General features: G+C 65.9%; 16 protein-coding genes. 2 read left to right on the top strand and 14 right to left on the bottom strand.

Annotation, left to right across the window (positions count from 1 at the left end):
- Positions 1–3: 3 nt before the first annotated feature.
- Genes ccmI through ccmA form a run of 9 tightly spaced genes read right to left on the bottom strand, consistent with a single transcriptional unit; the run spans position 4 to position 6,921 of the window.
- The gene (gene ccmI / locus V0R59_RS00490; RefSeq protein WP_330076923.1) at positions 4–1,203 is read right to left on the bottom strand and encodes a c-type cytochrome biogenesis protein CcmI; all 1,200 of its coding nucleotides are present in this window, start codon (positions 1,201–1,203) and stop codon (positions 4–6) included.
- Positions 1,196–1,672, bottom strand: a complete 477-nt coding sequence (locus V0R59_RS00485; RefSeq protein ID WP_330076922.1) for a cytochrome c-type biogenesis protein — start codon at positions 1,670–1,672, stop codon at positions 1,196–1,198. Before V0R59_RS00485 ends, ccmI begins: the two co-directional genes overlap by 8 nt.
- Positions 1,669–2,205, bottom strand: coding sequence for a DsbE family thiol:disulfide interchange protein (locus tag V0R59_RS00480; protein WP_330076921.1), 537 nt, complete (start codon positions 2,203–2,205; stop codon positions 1,669–1,671). Before V0R59_RS00480 ends, V0R59_RS00485 begins: the two co-directional genes overlap by 4 nt.
- Complete coding sequence (locus V0R59_RS00475) at positions 2,202–4,175, bottom strand: heme lyase CcmF/NrfE family subunit (RefSeq protein ID WP_330076937.1); 1,974 nt, start codon at positions 4,173–4,175, stop codon at positions 2,202–2,204. The genes V0R59_RS00480 and V0R59_RS00475 overlap by 4 nt, the downstream gene beginning before the upstream one ends.
- Positions 4,176–4,186: 11 nt before the next feature.
- Positions 4,187–4,639: a cytochrome c maturation protein CcmE gene (ccmE, locus tag V0R59_RS00470; RefSeq protein WP_330076920.1), complete on the bottom strand. Its 453-nt coding sequence runs from the start codon at positions 4,637–4,639 to the stop codon at positions 4,187–4,189.
- On the bottom strand, positions 4,636–4,812 hold the full coding sequence (gene ccmD, locus V0R59_RS00465; protein WP_330076919.1) for a heme exporter protein CcmD: 177 nt from the start codon (positions 4,810–4,812) through the stop codon (positions 4,636–4,638). The genes ccmE and ccmD overlap by 4 nt, the downstream gene beginning before the upstream one ends.
- Positions 4,809–5,579 carry a heme ABC transporter permease gene (locus V0R59_RS00460; protein WP_330076918.1) on the bottom strand — a complete coding sequence of 257 codons (771 nt, stop codon included), beginning with the start codon at positions 5,577–5,579 and terminating at the stop codon, positions 4,809–4,811. The genes ccmD and V0R59_RS00460 overlap by 4 nt, the downstream gene beginning before the upstream one ends.
- A gap of 44 nt (positions 5,580–5,623) precedes the next feature.
- A complete protein-coding gene (gene ccmB, locus V0R59_RS00455) occupies positions 5,624–6,292 on the bottom strand; it encodes a heme exporter protein CcmB (protein WP_330076917.1) in 669 nt (222 codons plus the stop codon).
- On the bottom strand, positions 6,289–6,921 hold the full coding sequence (ccmA, locus tag V0R59_RS00450; protein ID WP_330076916.1) for a cytochrome c biogenesis heme-transporting ATPase CcmA: 633 nt from the start codon (positions 6,919–6,921) through the stop codon (positions 6,289–6,291). The genes ccmB and ccmA overlap by 4 nt, the downstream gene beginning before the upstream one ends.
- 158 nt (positions 6,922–7,079) lie before the next feature.
- Here ccmA and fliK point away from each other — a divergent pair, with 158 nt between their 5' ends.
- Both fliK and V0R59_RS00440 read left to right on the top strand, forming a co-directional pair.
- Positions 7,080–8,648, top strand: coding sequence for a flagellar hook-length control protein FliK (gene fliK / locus V0R59_RS00445; RefSeq protein WP_330076915.1), 1,569 nt, complete (start codon positions 7,080–7,082; stop codon positions 8,646–8,648).
- Positions 8,645–8,983 carry an EscU/YscU/HrcU family type III secretion system export apparatus switch protein gene (locus V0R59_RS00440; protein WP_330076914.1) on the top strand — a complete coding sequence of 113 codons (339 nt, stop codon included), beginning with the start codon at positions 8,645–8,647 and terminating at the stop codon, positions 8,981–8,983. The genes fliK and V0R59_RS00440 overlap by 4 nt, the downstream gene beginning before the upstream one ends.
- A gap of 143 nt (positions 8,984–9,126) precedes the next feature.
- Here the strand turns inward: V0R59_RS00440 and V0R59_RS00435 are convergent, their stop codons facing one another.
- From V0R59_RS00435 to motD, 5 genes are all read right to left on the bottom strand, one after another.
- Entirely contained in the window at positions 9,127–9,519 is a 393-nt protein-coding gene (locus V0R59_RS00435) for a DUF2802 domain-containing protein (protein WP_330076913.1), read from the bottom strand.
- A gap of 1 nt (position 9,520) precedes the next feature.
- Positions 9,521–10,000: a chemotaxis protein CheW gene (locus V0R59_RS00430; RefSeq protein ID WP_042123150.1), complete on the bottom strand. Its 480-nt coding sequence runs from the start codon at positions 9,998–10,000 to the stop codon at positions 9,521–9,523.
- 65 nt (positions 10,001–10,065) lie between these two features.
- The gene (locus V0R59_RS00425) at positions 10,066–11,007 is read right to left on the bottom strand and encodes a CheW domain-containing protein (RefSeq protein ID WP_330076912.1); all 942 of its coding nucleotides are present in this window, start codon (positions 11,005–11,007) and stop codon (positions 10,066–10,068) included.
- On the bottom strand, positions 11,007–11,795 hold the full coding sequence (locus V0R59_RS00420; protein ID WP_330076911.1) for a ParA family protein: 789 nt from the start codon (positions 11,793–11,795) through the stop codon (positions 11,007–11,009). The genes V0R59_RS00425 and V0R59_RS00420 overlap by 1 nt, the downstream gene beginning before the upstream one ends.
- A 42-nt stretch (positions 11,796–11,837) precedes the next feature.
- Complete coding sequence (gene motD, locus V0R59_RS00415; RefSeq protein WP_330076910.1) at positions 11,838–12,728, bottom strand: flagellar motor protein MotD; 891 nt, start codon at positions 12,726–12,728, stop codon at positions 11,838–11,840.
- Between the last annotated feature and the right edge of the window lies 1 nt (position 12,729).

The following is a 12,729-nucleotide window of genomic DNA, read 5'->3' as shown; positions in this document are numbered from 1 at the left end:
CTCTTATAGGTCCGGTCGATCGATGGTCAGGTGTTGTGGCGTCGCAGTCGTGCTCGCCAGCGGCGCACCGCTGCCGACCCATTCGCCCTTGGTGGGCTGGCCGGCGCGCGAGATGCGTGCCATCAGTTGGACTTCAGGGAAGCTCGACAGTTTCATGTTCGGCATCATCGCGTCGCTGTCGCTCAGCTCGACCTCGATCGGCAACTGCGCCACGGTGACCCGCTTGGCCGCCAGCGGCATGGGCGGACCGGAGCTGGCACGGGCGAAGATGAATACCGTGTCGTCCGGCTTGACCTTGTCCTTCAGGGCCGCGGCCAGTTCCACCCGCACGGTCAGCTTCGCCGCGCTTGCGGCCACCGGCGCCGAGGCCTTGCCCTCGCCCGCCGCCAGCTTCTCCTTGGCCTTTTCGATACCGCCCAGCAGCGCGGCACGGGAGCTGTCGCCTTCCGGAAGCTGCGCCAGCAGGCGGTTCCAGTAGTCGACGGCTTCCTGGTAGCGTTCGCCTTCGAAGGCAGCGATGCCCAGCAGGCCGAGGCTGGTGACTTCCTTGGGATCGGCCTTCAGCGCTTCGTCGGTCAGGGCCTGGAATTGCGCAGTCCACTGCTTGTCGTTGGCGAAGTACAGGGCCTGGGCCCACTGCCCGAGCAGCTCCGGCGCACGGCCGGCAACGCCCACGGCACGCTCGAAGGCCTTGGCCGCGTCCGCCGGCCGCTCCTGGGCCATGTAGGCACGGCCAAGGAAATACAGGCCTTCGGCGTTGTCTGGCTGGGCAGCGACGGCGCGCTCAAGACGCGAGGTCATCTCTTCCAGCGACTGCGGCGCCTGGGCGAACTCCTGGGTCAGGGCGACCTTGTCGCTGGCGCCGTAGTGCAGGTAGAGCCCCACCGCCATGGCCGGCACCAGGAACGCCGCAACGATCGGCAGCGCCTTGCCCAGCCGTGCACTGCGCGAGACATCGGCATTCTCGGTATCGGCCAGCAGTTCGCGAGCCGCTTCGTCCTTGCCACGGGCCAGCGCATCGGCGTCGAGCACGCCCGCCTCGCCCTGGGCCTGCAGTTCGGCGACACGCTCCTGGTACAGGGCGACGTTGAGGGCGGTACGGTCTTCTTCCTGCTGCGCACGACGGCCACGCAACACCGGAATCAGCAAAAAGCTCAGGGCTACCAGCAACAGCAGGCCTGAAGCGAGCCAGAAATCAGTCATGGGTCTGTTCTTTGTCCAGCAGTTTGGCGAGGCGCTCGCGCTCCTCGGGGGAAAGGTCGGCCGAGCCGTTGCTTGCCGGTGCGCGGCGCTTGCGCACGATCACCGCCATGACGCCGATACCGCCCAGCAGCAGCGCCGCCGGGCCGAACCAGAGGAGCCAGGTTTTCGCGGTCAGCGCCGGCTTGTAGCGGACGAAGTCGCCGTAGCGATCGACCATGAAGTCGACGATCTGCTGGTTGCTCTTGCCTTCGCCGAGCATGCGGAAGATTTCCCGGCGCAGGTCGGCGGCAATCGGCGCGTTGGAGTCGGCGATGTCCTGGTTCTGGCACTTGGGGCAGCGCAGTTCCTTGGTCAGTTCGCGGTAACGCTCGCGCTCGGCCTCGTCGGCGAACTGGTAGGTGTCGATGGCCGCCTTGGCCACGCCGCACAGGCTTAGGCCGAGCACGGCGGCTGCGAGCCAGCGCTTCATGGCTTGGCCTCGTCGACCAGGGCCTGGTAGACCGGCGCCAGCTTCTCGCGCCAGACGGTCTCGTCGATCACGCCGACGTACTTGTCGCGGATGATGCCCTTGGCGTCGATGAAGAAGGTTTCCGGCGCGCCGTAGACGCCCAGGTCCAGGCCAAGGCTGCCCTGCTCGTCACGAATATCCATCTGGTAGGGATTGTGGAACTCGGCCAGCCACTTCAGGGCATCGGCATTGACGTCCTTGTAGTTGACCCCGTAGATCACCACGCCCTGCTGGGCCAGCTTGTTCAGCACCGGGTGCTCGACCTTGCACGACACGCACCAGGTGGCCCAGACGTTGACCAGCGCCGGCTTGCCCTTGAGGTCGGCCTCGGTCAGTTGCCGGTCGCCCTGCACGTTGGGCAGGGCGAAGGCCGGGAACGGCTTGCCGATCATCGCCGAGGGCAGCTCGGCCGGGTCCAGGTACAGCCCGCGGTAGAGAAACACCGCCACCAGCAGGAACACCGCCAGCGGCAGCACCATGATCCAACGCTTCATGCAGTCGCTCCTTCCAGACCGAGGACATCCCGCACCTTGGTCTTGACCTTGATTCGATAGCGACGATCCAGCGCCGCGAGGAAACCGCCGAGACCGGTGAGCAGGCCGCCCAGCCAGATCCAGCGGACGAACGGCTTGACGTGCACCCGCACCGCCCAGGCACCGTTTTCCAGGGGCTCGCCGAGGGCGACATAGAGATCGCGGGTGAAACCGGCGTCGATCCCGGCCTCGGTCATCATCGACTGCTGCACGGTGTACAGGCGTTTTTCCGGGTGCAGCACGCTGATCTCGCGGCCGTTTTCCAGGACCCGCACGGTGCCCTTGTCGGAGGTGAAGTTGGGGCCTTCGAAGTGCCTGGCACCTTCGAAGACGAACTGGTAGCCGGCCAGTTCCACCGACTCGCCCGGCGCCAGGCGCAGGTCGCGCTCGGCACTGTTGTTGCTCGACAGCACCACGCCCAGGGCACAGACCGCCAGGCCCAGGTGCGCCAGGTGCATGCCCCAGTAGCTGCGATTGAGGCCGCGGATGCCCTTGAGCAGGCCCTTGTGGCGGGTCTTGTCGAGGATGTCGCGCACGCCGCCGAGAACGATCCACGCGGCCAGGGCGAAGGTGGTCAGCACCGGCCAGTCGAAGTCGTCCACCAGCAGGCCGCCGATCGGCGCCAGCACGGCGGCACCCACCAGCACCGGGGTCAGCATGCTGGCCAGCCAGCGGCCCGGGGTGTCCTTCCAGCGCACGATCACACCCACCGCCAGCACCACCATCAGCAGCGCCATCAGCGGGATGAACAGGGCATCGAAGTACGGCGGGCCGACCGACAGCTTGGCCCCGGTCAGGGCATCCAGCACCAGCGGGTAGAGGGTACCGAGCAGGATCATCGAGGCCGCCACCACCAGCACCAGGTTGTTGCCCAGCAGCAGGGTCTCGCGGGACCACAAGGCGAAACCGACCTGGCTCTTCACCACCGGCGCGCGCAGGGCGAACAGGGTCAGCGAACCGCCGACCACCACCAGCAGGAAGAACAGGATGAAGATGCCGCGCTCAGGATCCGAGGCGAAGGCGTGCACCGAGGTCAGCACGCCGGAGCGGACCAGGAAGGTCCCGAGCAGGCTGAGGGAGAACGCGGCGATGGCCAGCAGCACGGTCCAGCTCTTGAACACGCCACGCTTTTCCGTGACCGCCAGCGAGTGGATCAGCGCGGTGCCCACCAGCCAGGGCATGAACGAGGCGTTTTCCACCGGGTCCCAGAACCACCAGCCGCCCCAGCCGAGCTCGTAATAGGCCCACCAGGAGCCGAGGGTGATGCCGATGCCGAGGAAGGCCCAGGCGACGATGGTCCACGGCCGCGACCAGCGCGCCCAGGCGGCATCGAGACGCCCGCCGAGCAGCGCGGCGATGGCGAAGGCGAAGGCCACCGAGAAGCCGACGTAGCCCATGTACAGCATCGGCGGGTGGACGATCAGGCCGATGTCCTGCAGCAGCGGGTTGAGGTCGCGGCCATCGCCGGGAATCTGCGGCAGCAGGCGCTGGAACGGGTTGGAGGTGATGATCAGGAACGACAGGAAGCCGACGCTGATCATGCCCATGACTGCCAGCACCCGGGCGAGCATGACCTGCGGCAGTTGCCGGGAGAAGATCGACACGGCGAAGGTCCAGCCGCCGAGGATCAGCGCCCAGAGCAGCAGCGAGCCTTCATGGGCGCCCCACACGGCACTGAACTTGTAGTACCAGGGCAAGGCGCTGTTGGAGTTGCTGGCGACGTAGGCGACCGAGAAGTTGTCGGTCATGAAGGCGTGGGTCAGGCAGGCGAAGGCGAAGGCGAGGAAGGCGAACTGGCCCCAGGCCGCAGGGCGCGCCAGGCCCATCCACAGGCTGTCGCCGCGCCAGGCGCCGAGCAGCGGCAGGGTGGCCTGCACGCAGGCGAAGCAGATGGCCAGGATCATCGACAACTGGCCGAGTTCGGGAATGATCAGCGAAGCGTTCATTGTGCAGGTACTCCCGAGGCCGTCTGCCCGCTTTCCTTGAGGGCCTTGGTGACTTCCGGCGGCATGTACTTCTCATCGTGCTTGGCCAGCACTTCATCGGCCACCACCACGCCTTCGGCGTTCAGCTTGCCCAGGGCGACGATGCCCTGGCCCTCGCGGAACAGGTCGGGAAGGATGCCGCGGTAGGTGATCGGCACGGACTTGTTGAAGTCGGTGACCACGAAACGCACGTCGAGGGAGTCCCTGGAGCGCTGCACCGAGCCCTTCTCCACCATGCCGCCGGCGCGGATGCGGGTGTCCAGCGGCGCCTCGCCATTGGCGATCTGGGTCGGGGTGTAGAACAGGTTGATGTTTTCCTGCAGCGCGCTGAGGGCCAGGCCGACAGCGACACCGAGGCCGGCAAGCAGGCCGAGGATGATGAACAGGCGCTTCTTGCGTTGCGGATTCACTTGGCGTTCTCCCGGCGCAGGCGGCGCGCCTCAGCTTGCAGGTAACGGCGGCGGGCCAGCAGGGGCGCGGCGACGTTGATGGCCAGCACCGCCAGGCAGATGCCGTAGGCCGACCAGACATACAGGCCGTGATGGCCCATGGCGAGGAAGTCGCCGAAGGATGCGAAGCTCATCGTGCACCTCCCAGGCTGTTCAGTACTTCTTCCCGGACCCAGCTGGCGCGGGCTTCGCGCTTGAGCACTTCGAGGCGCATGCGCAGCAGCAGCACGGCGCCGAAGAAACAGTAGAAGCCCAGTACCGTGAGCAGCAGCGGCAGCCACATCTCCGCCGGCATCGCCGGTTTTTCCGTCAGGGTGAAGGTCGAGCCCTGGTGCAGGGTGTTCCACCATTCCACCGAGTACTTGATGATCGGGATGTTGATCACCCCGACGATGGCCAGCACCGCACAGGCCTTGGCCGCGCTGTCACGGTTGCTGATGGCGTGGCCGAGGGCGATCAGGCCGAAGTAGAGGAACAGCAGGATGAGCATGGAGGTCAGGCGGGCATCCCAGACCCACCAGCTGCCCCAGGTCGGCTTGCCCCAGATGGCCCCGGTGACCAGCGCCACGGCGGTCATCCAGGCACCGATGGGCGCGGCGCTCTGCAGGGCGACGTCGGCAATCTTCATCTTCCACACCAGCCCCACCACCCCGCACACCGCCAGCATGACGTAGCAGGACTGCGCCAGCATCGCGGCCGGCACGTGGATGTAGATGATCCGGAAGCTGTTGCCTTGCTGGTAATCCTGCGGGGCGAAGGCCAGGCCCCAGACCACGCCGGTGCCGATCAGCAGGATCGCGGCGATCGCAAGCCAGGGCAGCATGCGGCCGCTGATGGCGTAGAACCATTTGGGGGAACCGAGCTTGTGAAACCATGTCCAGCTTATTGCGCTGCTTTTCATCACGGTACATCCAGGGTCTTTGCTGGGCGGGGGCCCAGACCTCGTTATTCGCCGACGCTGATCTTCAGGCCGGCGGCTATTGCAAAAGGTGCAAGGGTGACTGCAAGGGCGGCCAGGCTGCCGAGCCAGAGCAGGTATCCGGTTGCCGGCATAGCTTGCACTGCTGCTTGTAGCGCGCCACTGCCCAGGATCAATACAGGGATGTATAGCGGCAAAATAAGCAGCGCCAGCAGCAGGCCACCACGTTTCAAACCAACCGTCAGGGCCGCACCCACGGCGCCCAACAGGCTCAGTACCGGGGTACCGAGCAAGAGCGATGCCAGCAGGACCGGCAGGCATTCCACGGGCAGGCCGAGCATCACCGCCAGCAGCGGCGACAACAATACCAGTGCCAGCCCGGAAAAAGCCCAGTGTGCCAGTACCTTTGCCAGTACCAGTAGTGGCAGGGGGTGTGGCGAAAGGACCCACTGTTCGAGGGATCCATCCTCGAAATCACTGCGGAAAAGCCCGTCCAGCGAGAGCAGGACGGACAAAAGCGCGGCTACCCAGACTAATCCTGGAGACAAAATTTGCAACAATTGTGTCTCAGGACCTACCGCAAGTGGGAACAATGCGATGACGATCGCGAAGAATACCAGCGGATTGGCCAGCTCTGCCGGACGACGGCACAACAGGCGCGCTTCACGGCGCAACAACAGGACGAATACGCTCATGCCGCCCACTGCCCCAGGTTGATGTCACGGTAGCCGGACGGCGTCTGCGCCAGCGTGTGGTGGGTGGTCAGGACCACCATGCCGCCCTGCTCGCAGTGCTGCGCCAGGTGCGCTTCGAGCTGGGCCACGCCCTGCTTGTCGAGGGCGGTGAAGGGTTCGTCGAGGATCCACAGCGGCGGGCTGTCCAGGTACAGCCGGGCCAGGGCCACGCGGCGCTGCTGGCCGGCGGACAGGGTGTGGCAGGCGACATCTTCGAAACCGCGCAGGCCCACGGCCTCCAGGGCCTGCCAGATGGCCTCGCGGGTGGCCGGTCGATGCAGGGCACAAAGCCAGGTGAGGTTTTCTTCCGGGGTGAGCAGGTCCTTGATCCCGGCGGCGTGGCCGATCCACACCAGGGAGCGGGCCAGTTCGCTGCCCTGCTCCCTGAGCGGCTTGCCGTCGAGGAGGATCTCGCCGTTGGTCGGTTGCATCAGGCCGGCGAGCAGGCGCAGCAGGCTGGTCTTGCCGCTGCCGTTGGGGCCGCTGATCTGCAGCATGTCGCCGGGGCACACGCGCAGTTCGAGGTGTTCGAAGAGCATTCGCCAGTCGCGCTCGCAGGCCAGGCCCACGGCTTGGAGATGAGGAGTCACAGATTCGCCTTATTGGTTCGGGACTGTCTCAAGTCGGTACTGGCCTGGCCGTTATAGTGACAACGAAAACCTGGCCGACCGGTCTGGAAGAAATCGGCCGGCATTATACATGCCATGTCCTACTGTAAAGAGGGCTATTTGAACAGGTCGCAACAGCCATGACAGGCGAAATAAACAGCCTCGGCCCACAGTTTGCCGCCGCCGCGCAACAGGCGCGGGGCTCGGCGATGACCGGCGAGCTGGTGCAACTGCTGCAGGAGCAGCCGGACCTGCTGAAACCGGGAGAAACGGCCAAGGGTGAGGTAGTTTCGCTGCGCCAGGTCGGCCAGGACATCCAACTTTTGATCAAGCTGCTTCAGCAGAATGGCCGGGAGACCATGGTCGCAGCCAGCGCCAGCCAGCCCCTGGCCCAGGGCACCCTGGTCACGGTCAGCCAGCCCAATTCCAGCCAGCTTGCCATCACCCTGCAACAGGCCATCGCCAGCAATGTCGCCGCCCTCACCCGCCTCGATACCCGCGAGTTGCCGGTGGGCACCCTGGTGCAGGGCAAGGTGCTGACCACCCAGCTGCAGCAGCAAGGTGCCGGCCTGCCGCCGCTGTATCGCTCGCTGGTCAGCCTGCTCAACACCGCCCAGGCCGGTGCGACCCTGGCCATCGACTCCCCTCGTCCGCTGCCCCTGGGCAGCCTGCTCAGTGCGCGGGTGATGGGCGACCAGCAACTGAACTTCGTGCCGCTGAGCGGGCGCCAGGACCAGATGGCCATCGCCCAGAACCTCAGCGCCCAGCAGAACCGCCAGGCTTCCCTGCAAGGCCTGCTGGCGGCCATGCAGCGCATCGGCGCCGACGACGGCCAGCCGGCGGACGTGCGCGCCAGCGTCGACAAGCTGCTGGCCAGCCTGCCGGATATCCGCCAGCTCGGCGATGCCCGCCAGCTGGCCCAGGCCCTGGGCAACAGTGGCGCCTTCCTGGAGGCCAAGCTGTTCAACGGCGCCAGCGCCCAGGTGGTGCCGGATATCAAGGCCCAGGTGGTGCGCCTGATCGCCCAGTTGCTGCCGAACGTACCGGGTGGCGTGCTGTTCACCCAGAACAACGCGGCCGTCGCGCAAGCGCTGCCGGGCATCCTGCGCAGCGCCCTCGGCGCCCTCGGCCAGGTGGCGCCGCGTACACCGCCGGGTGGCTTCCCCCTGCCGACGCGCCTGTTGCAGAGCAGCGACGGCGAGGAAGACCTGCAACACCTGCTGCGCCTCGCCGCAGCGGCCATCTCGCGGATGCAGAGCCATCAGCTGGCCAGTCTGGAGCAGACCGGCAAGACCCCGGACGGCAACCTGCAAACCACCTGGCAAACCGAGATTCCCCTGCGCACCGGGCCGGAATTCATGCCATTGCAGGTCAAGGTGCAGCGCGAGGAAACCCCGCAGCAGCAGGCCGACCCGGAACGCCAGCGCCGCGATCCGCTGGAGATGCTCTGGCGCATCGACCTGGCCTTCGACCTGCATCCCCTCGGGCCGCTGCAGGTACAGGCGCAGATCACCCAGGGCAGCCTGTCCAGCCAGCTGTGGGCGGAGCGCCCGGAAACCGCGGCATTGATCGAGCGCGAGCTGGGCGACCTGCGCGCGCGGCTGGTGGCCCGCGGGGTGAATGTCGGCGAACTGCATTGCCATCAAGGCGTCCCGCCCCAAGGGGCGCGCACGCATCTGGAACAACGCTGGGTGGACGAGAACGCATGACCCGCAAGACACCACCGCGCCAGGCCATCGCCCTCAGCTACGACGGCGCCCAGGCCCCGACCCTCACGGCGAAAGGCGACGACGAGCTGGCCGAAGCCATCCTCGCGATTGCCCGCGAACATGAAGTGCCGATCTATGAGAATGCCGAACTGGTAAGGCTGCTGGCGCGCATGGAGCTGGGAGACAGCATCCCCGAAGCGCTGTACCTGACCATCGCCGAGATCATTGCCTTTGCCTGGCAGTTGAAGGGCAAGGTGCCGGTGGGGTTCTACGACGAGGGGCCGGTGGAAAGGGATATCACGCCGGATCTGAAGCGGTTGCCGGGGCCGAAATGATGTAGGGCCTGCTCGGGCCGATCGCTGGCAAGCCAGCTCCCACAGGGCTCTCCGTTGCTCTCAAGAGCACCGCAATCACTGTGGGGGCTGGCTTGTCGGAGCGCCGTGGCGCAGCGTCAAGGCCCTGAAGAACGCAGAAATCCTCAGCTCTTGTGCAACTTGCTCATCAACTCCGCCTCGGCCTGGGTCAGGCCACAGGTCTGGGTCAGTTCGTCGACGCTGGCGCCCATCCCCACCAGCCGCGCCGCCTGGGCAAACGACAGGCTGTTGGGGTCGCGCTGTTCCAGCTGGAGCAGTTTTTCCGGCAGCGGGGCAACCGTCGCACGCAATTCGTGCAAGGCCTCGCCCATGGACACCGACATGTTCTGGTAATCATCCAGGCGCTTGTTCAGGTCCTTGATGCGCTGGTCCCGCAGCGCATCGCCCTGGGCCTGCTGCGACGCCAGCTCGCGCTGCCGCTTGCTGTAGCCGACGAACAGCCAGGCACTCAATGCCCACAGCAAGGCCAGGAATAAAACCGCTACCTCAAGGATCAACTCAGATGTTCTCCAGCTCGGACCACTCTTCCTCGGTCATCATCTTGTCCAGCTCGACCAGGATCAGCAGTTCGCCGTTCTTGTTGCACACGCCCTGGATGAACTTGGCCGATTCCTCGTTACCGACGTTCGGCGCGGTTTCCACTTCGGACTGCCGCAGGTAGACCACTTCGGCAACGCTGTCGACGAGGATGCCCACCACCTGCTTGTCCGCCTCGATGATGACGATGCGGGTGTTGTCGGTGACATCGCTCGGCACCAGGCCGAAGCGCTGGCGGGTGTCGATCACGGTGACCACGTTGCCGCGCAGGTTGATGATGCCCAGCACGTAGCTCGGCGCGCCCGGCACCGGGGCGATCTCGGTGTAGCGCAGGACTTCCTGGACCTGCATCACGTTGATGCCATAGGACTCGTTGTCCAGGCGGAAGGTAACCCACTGCAGGATCGGATCTTCGGAACCTTGTCCAGACGTCTTTTTCATTCCCCTAACCCTCAAGAACCGCCATCGGCGGAGTGCTCAGTGCGATCGCGCCAGTGCGCGACCGATCATTTGTTTCCCAGCTGCATCTTCTTGACGGCGCCACTGGCGATCAGCTCGGCCAGTTCAGCGACATCCAGCAATGCGCACATATGTTCGATCACCGTGCCCGCCAGCCACGGCCGCTGGCCGCGCTGCGAGCGCCACTTGATCTCGTTCGGGTCCAGGCGCAACGAGCGGCTGACCTGGTGCACCGCCAGCCCCCATTCGTAGCCCTGCACCGAAATCACGTATTGCAGTCCCTCGCGGAAATCGTCGCGGTAGCGCTCGGGCATGACCCAGCGCGCGGTGTCCAGCACCTTCAGGTTGCCCGCCTGGCTCGGCAGGATGCCAAGAAACCATTCCGGCTGGCCGAACAGCGGCGTCAGCTCGTGGCCGGCCAGGGAGTAGATAGAGCCCAGGCATACCAGTGGCACCGCCAGGGTCAGCCCGGCGACGTCGAACAACAGGCATTCGAACGGCTCGGCGGCCCAGGCAGGACGCCCGTCGACGGTCTTCGGCGGCTGCGGCGGAGACGGCAGGTGCACGTCCACCAACGGTTCGACCCGCTGCGGCGCCTCGACCTCGGCCTTGACCTCGGCCACCACCGGCGCGGCCACCTTCTCTACCACCGGCTCGACGACAGGCGCTACCTTGAGCGCCGGCGGTGCCACCGGGATGCGAATCGGCGACGGTTCGGCGAAGGTGGTTGGCGCGGCGCGGGCGGCCAGCGACTCGCGGCGGGCATCGCGGGCCTGCTCTTCCAGAACCGCGGCCTGGAACTCGTCGAGGACTTCGCTGGTGACCGGCTCCGGCGCGGTCACCAGCGGAGCTACTACCGGAGCTACCACGGGGACGACAACCGGTGCGACCACCGGCTCGATGATTTCTTCAGTGGCTTCCTGCAGCAGTCCGTCGAGGTAGGACTGCAAGGCCATCTGCGGCTTGGTGGCGATCTGCGGACGATTCATCAGGCCACCTGCGCCACGGTTTTCTGTTGCAGCAGGTGCTTGAGCAGCGCCCGGTAGGCGACCACGCCGCGGCTCTTGGCGTCGTACTGGGAAGGCGTCACCCCGGCGCGGCTGGCATCGCGCAGGCGCGTATCCACCGGGATGTAGCCGTGCCAGATGTTCTCCGGGTAACCGTCGCGCAGCACCTTGAGGGTGCCCATGGAAGCCTGGGTACGGCGGTCGAACAGGGTCGGCACGATATGGAACGGCAGCGCCTGGCGGCGCGAGCGGTTGACCATGGCCAGGGTGCTGACCATGCGCTCCAGGCCCTTCACCGCCAGGTATTCGGTCTGAACCGGGATCACCAGTTGCTGGCTCGCGGCCAGGGCGTTGACCATCAGCACGCCGAGCAGCGGCGGGCTGTCGATCAGGGCGTAGTCGAAGTCCTGCCAGAGCTGCGCCAGACTCTTGGCGATCACCAGGCCCAGGCCGTTCTGTCCCGGCGACTGGCGCTCCAGCACCGCCAGCGCGGTGCTCGACGGCAGCAGGGATATCTTTTCGTTGCTGGTGGGCAGCAGCAACTGCCCGGGCAGGCCGTCGGGCACCTGGCCCTTGTGCTGGAACAGGTCGAAGCTGCTGTGCTCCAGGGTGTCCGGGTTATGCCCGAAATAGCTGGTCATCGACCCGTGCGGGTCGAGGTCGACGACAACCACGCGCTTGCCGGCGTCGGCCAGCAGGCCTGCCAGGGCGATGGACGTGGTGGTCTTGCCTACGCCACCTTTTTGATTGGCTACTGCCCAGACTCTCATGCGCGGTTTCCTCCCGGTCAGACGGTTGCCAGCCGGGATCGATTAAAAGGTCGAGGACGACGGAGTTTTGACGGGAGTACTCCCCGCCGTTGGTGTTATCGCTGGCGGTGCAGTTTGTGTGCCAGCCCGCTTCAGTGCGGCGTCCGGCTGCGCGTTGGCGGTACCGGTGCCGGTCAGGCTGCGACGCACGTCGAGGTTACGGGAAATCACCAGTACCACCCGACGATTCTTCGCCCGTCCGTCGGCGGTGCTGTTGGGGGCGATCGGCTGGAACTCGCCATAGCCCACCGAGGCCATGCGCGCCGGGTTGACCCCTTCCATGGCCAGCAGGCGCACGATGCTCGCGGCCCGGGCCGAGGACAGCTCCCAGTTGGTCGGGTACTGCGCGGTGCGGATCGGCTGATCGTCGGTGAAGCCTTCGACGTGGATCGGGTTGGCGAACGGCTTGATGATGTTCGCCACCTTCTCGATCAGGTTGAACGCGATGTCGCTGGGCATGGCATCGCCGCTGCCGAACAGCAGCGAGGAATTGAGCTCGATCTCGATCCACAGCTCGTTGCCGCGCACGGTCATCTGGTCGCTCTTGATCAGGTCGCCGAAGGCCTCCATCACCTGGTCGGTGATGGTCTTCAGCGGATCGGCGCTGGACTGGTTGAGACCGGCATCGGTCTGCTCGCTGTCCTTGACGATCGGCTGCGCCGGGCGGGTGCTGAGCGGGCGCTCCTCGCCGATGGGGATCGGCCGGGTACTGCGCTCGGACTCGCTGAACACGCCGATCAGCGCCTGCGACATGATCTTGTACTTGCCCTCGTTGATCGAGGAAATCGAGTACATCACCACGAAGAAGGCGAACAGCAGGGTGATGAAGTCCGCGTAGGACACCAGCCAGCGTTCGTGATTCTCGTGTTCCTCGACCTTGCGACGACGGGCCATG

The organism is Pseudomonas ulcerans (assembly GCF_036324125.1).
Taxonomy (GTDB): Bacteria; Pseudomonadota; Gammaproteobacteria; order Pseudomonadales; family Pseudomonadaceae; genus Aquipseudomonas; species Aquipseudomonas ulcerans.
Note: the sequence above shows the minus strand (reverse complement) of the source record. Positions and strands in the feature narration are given on the sequence as shown.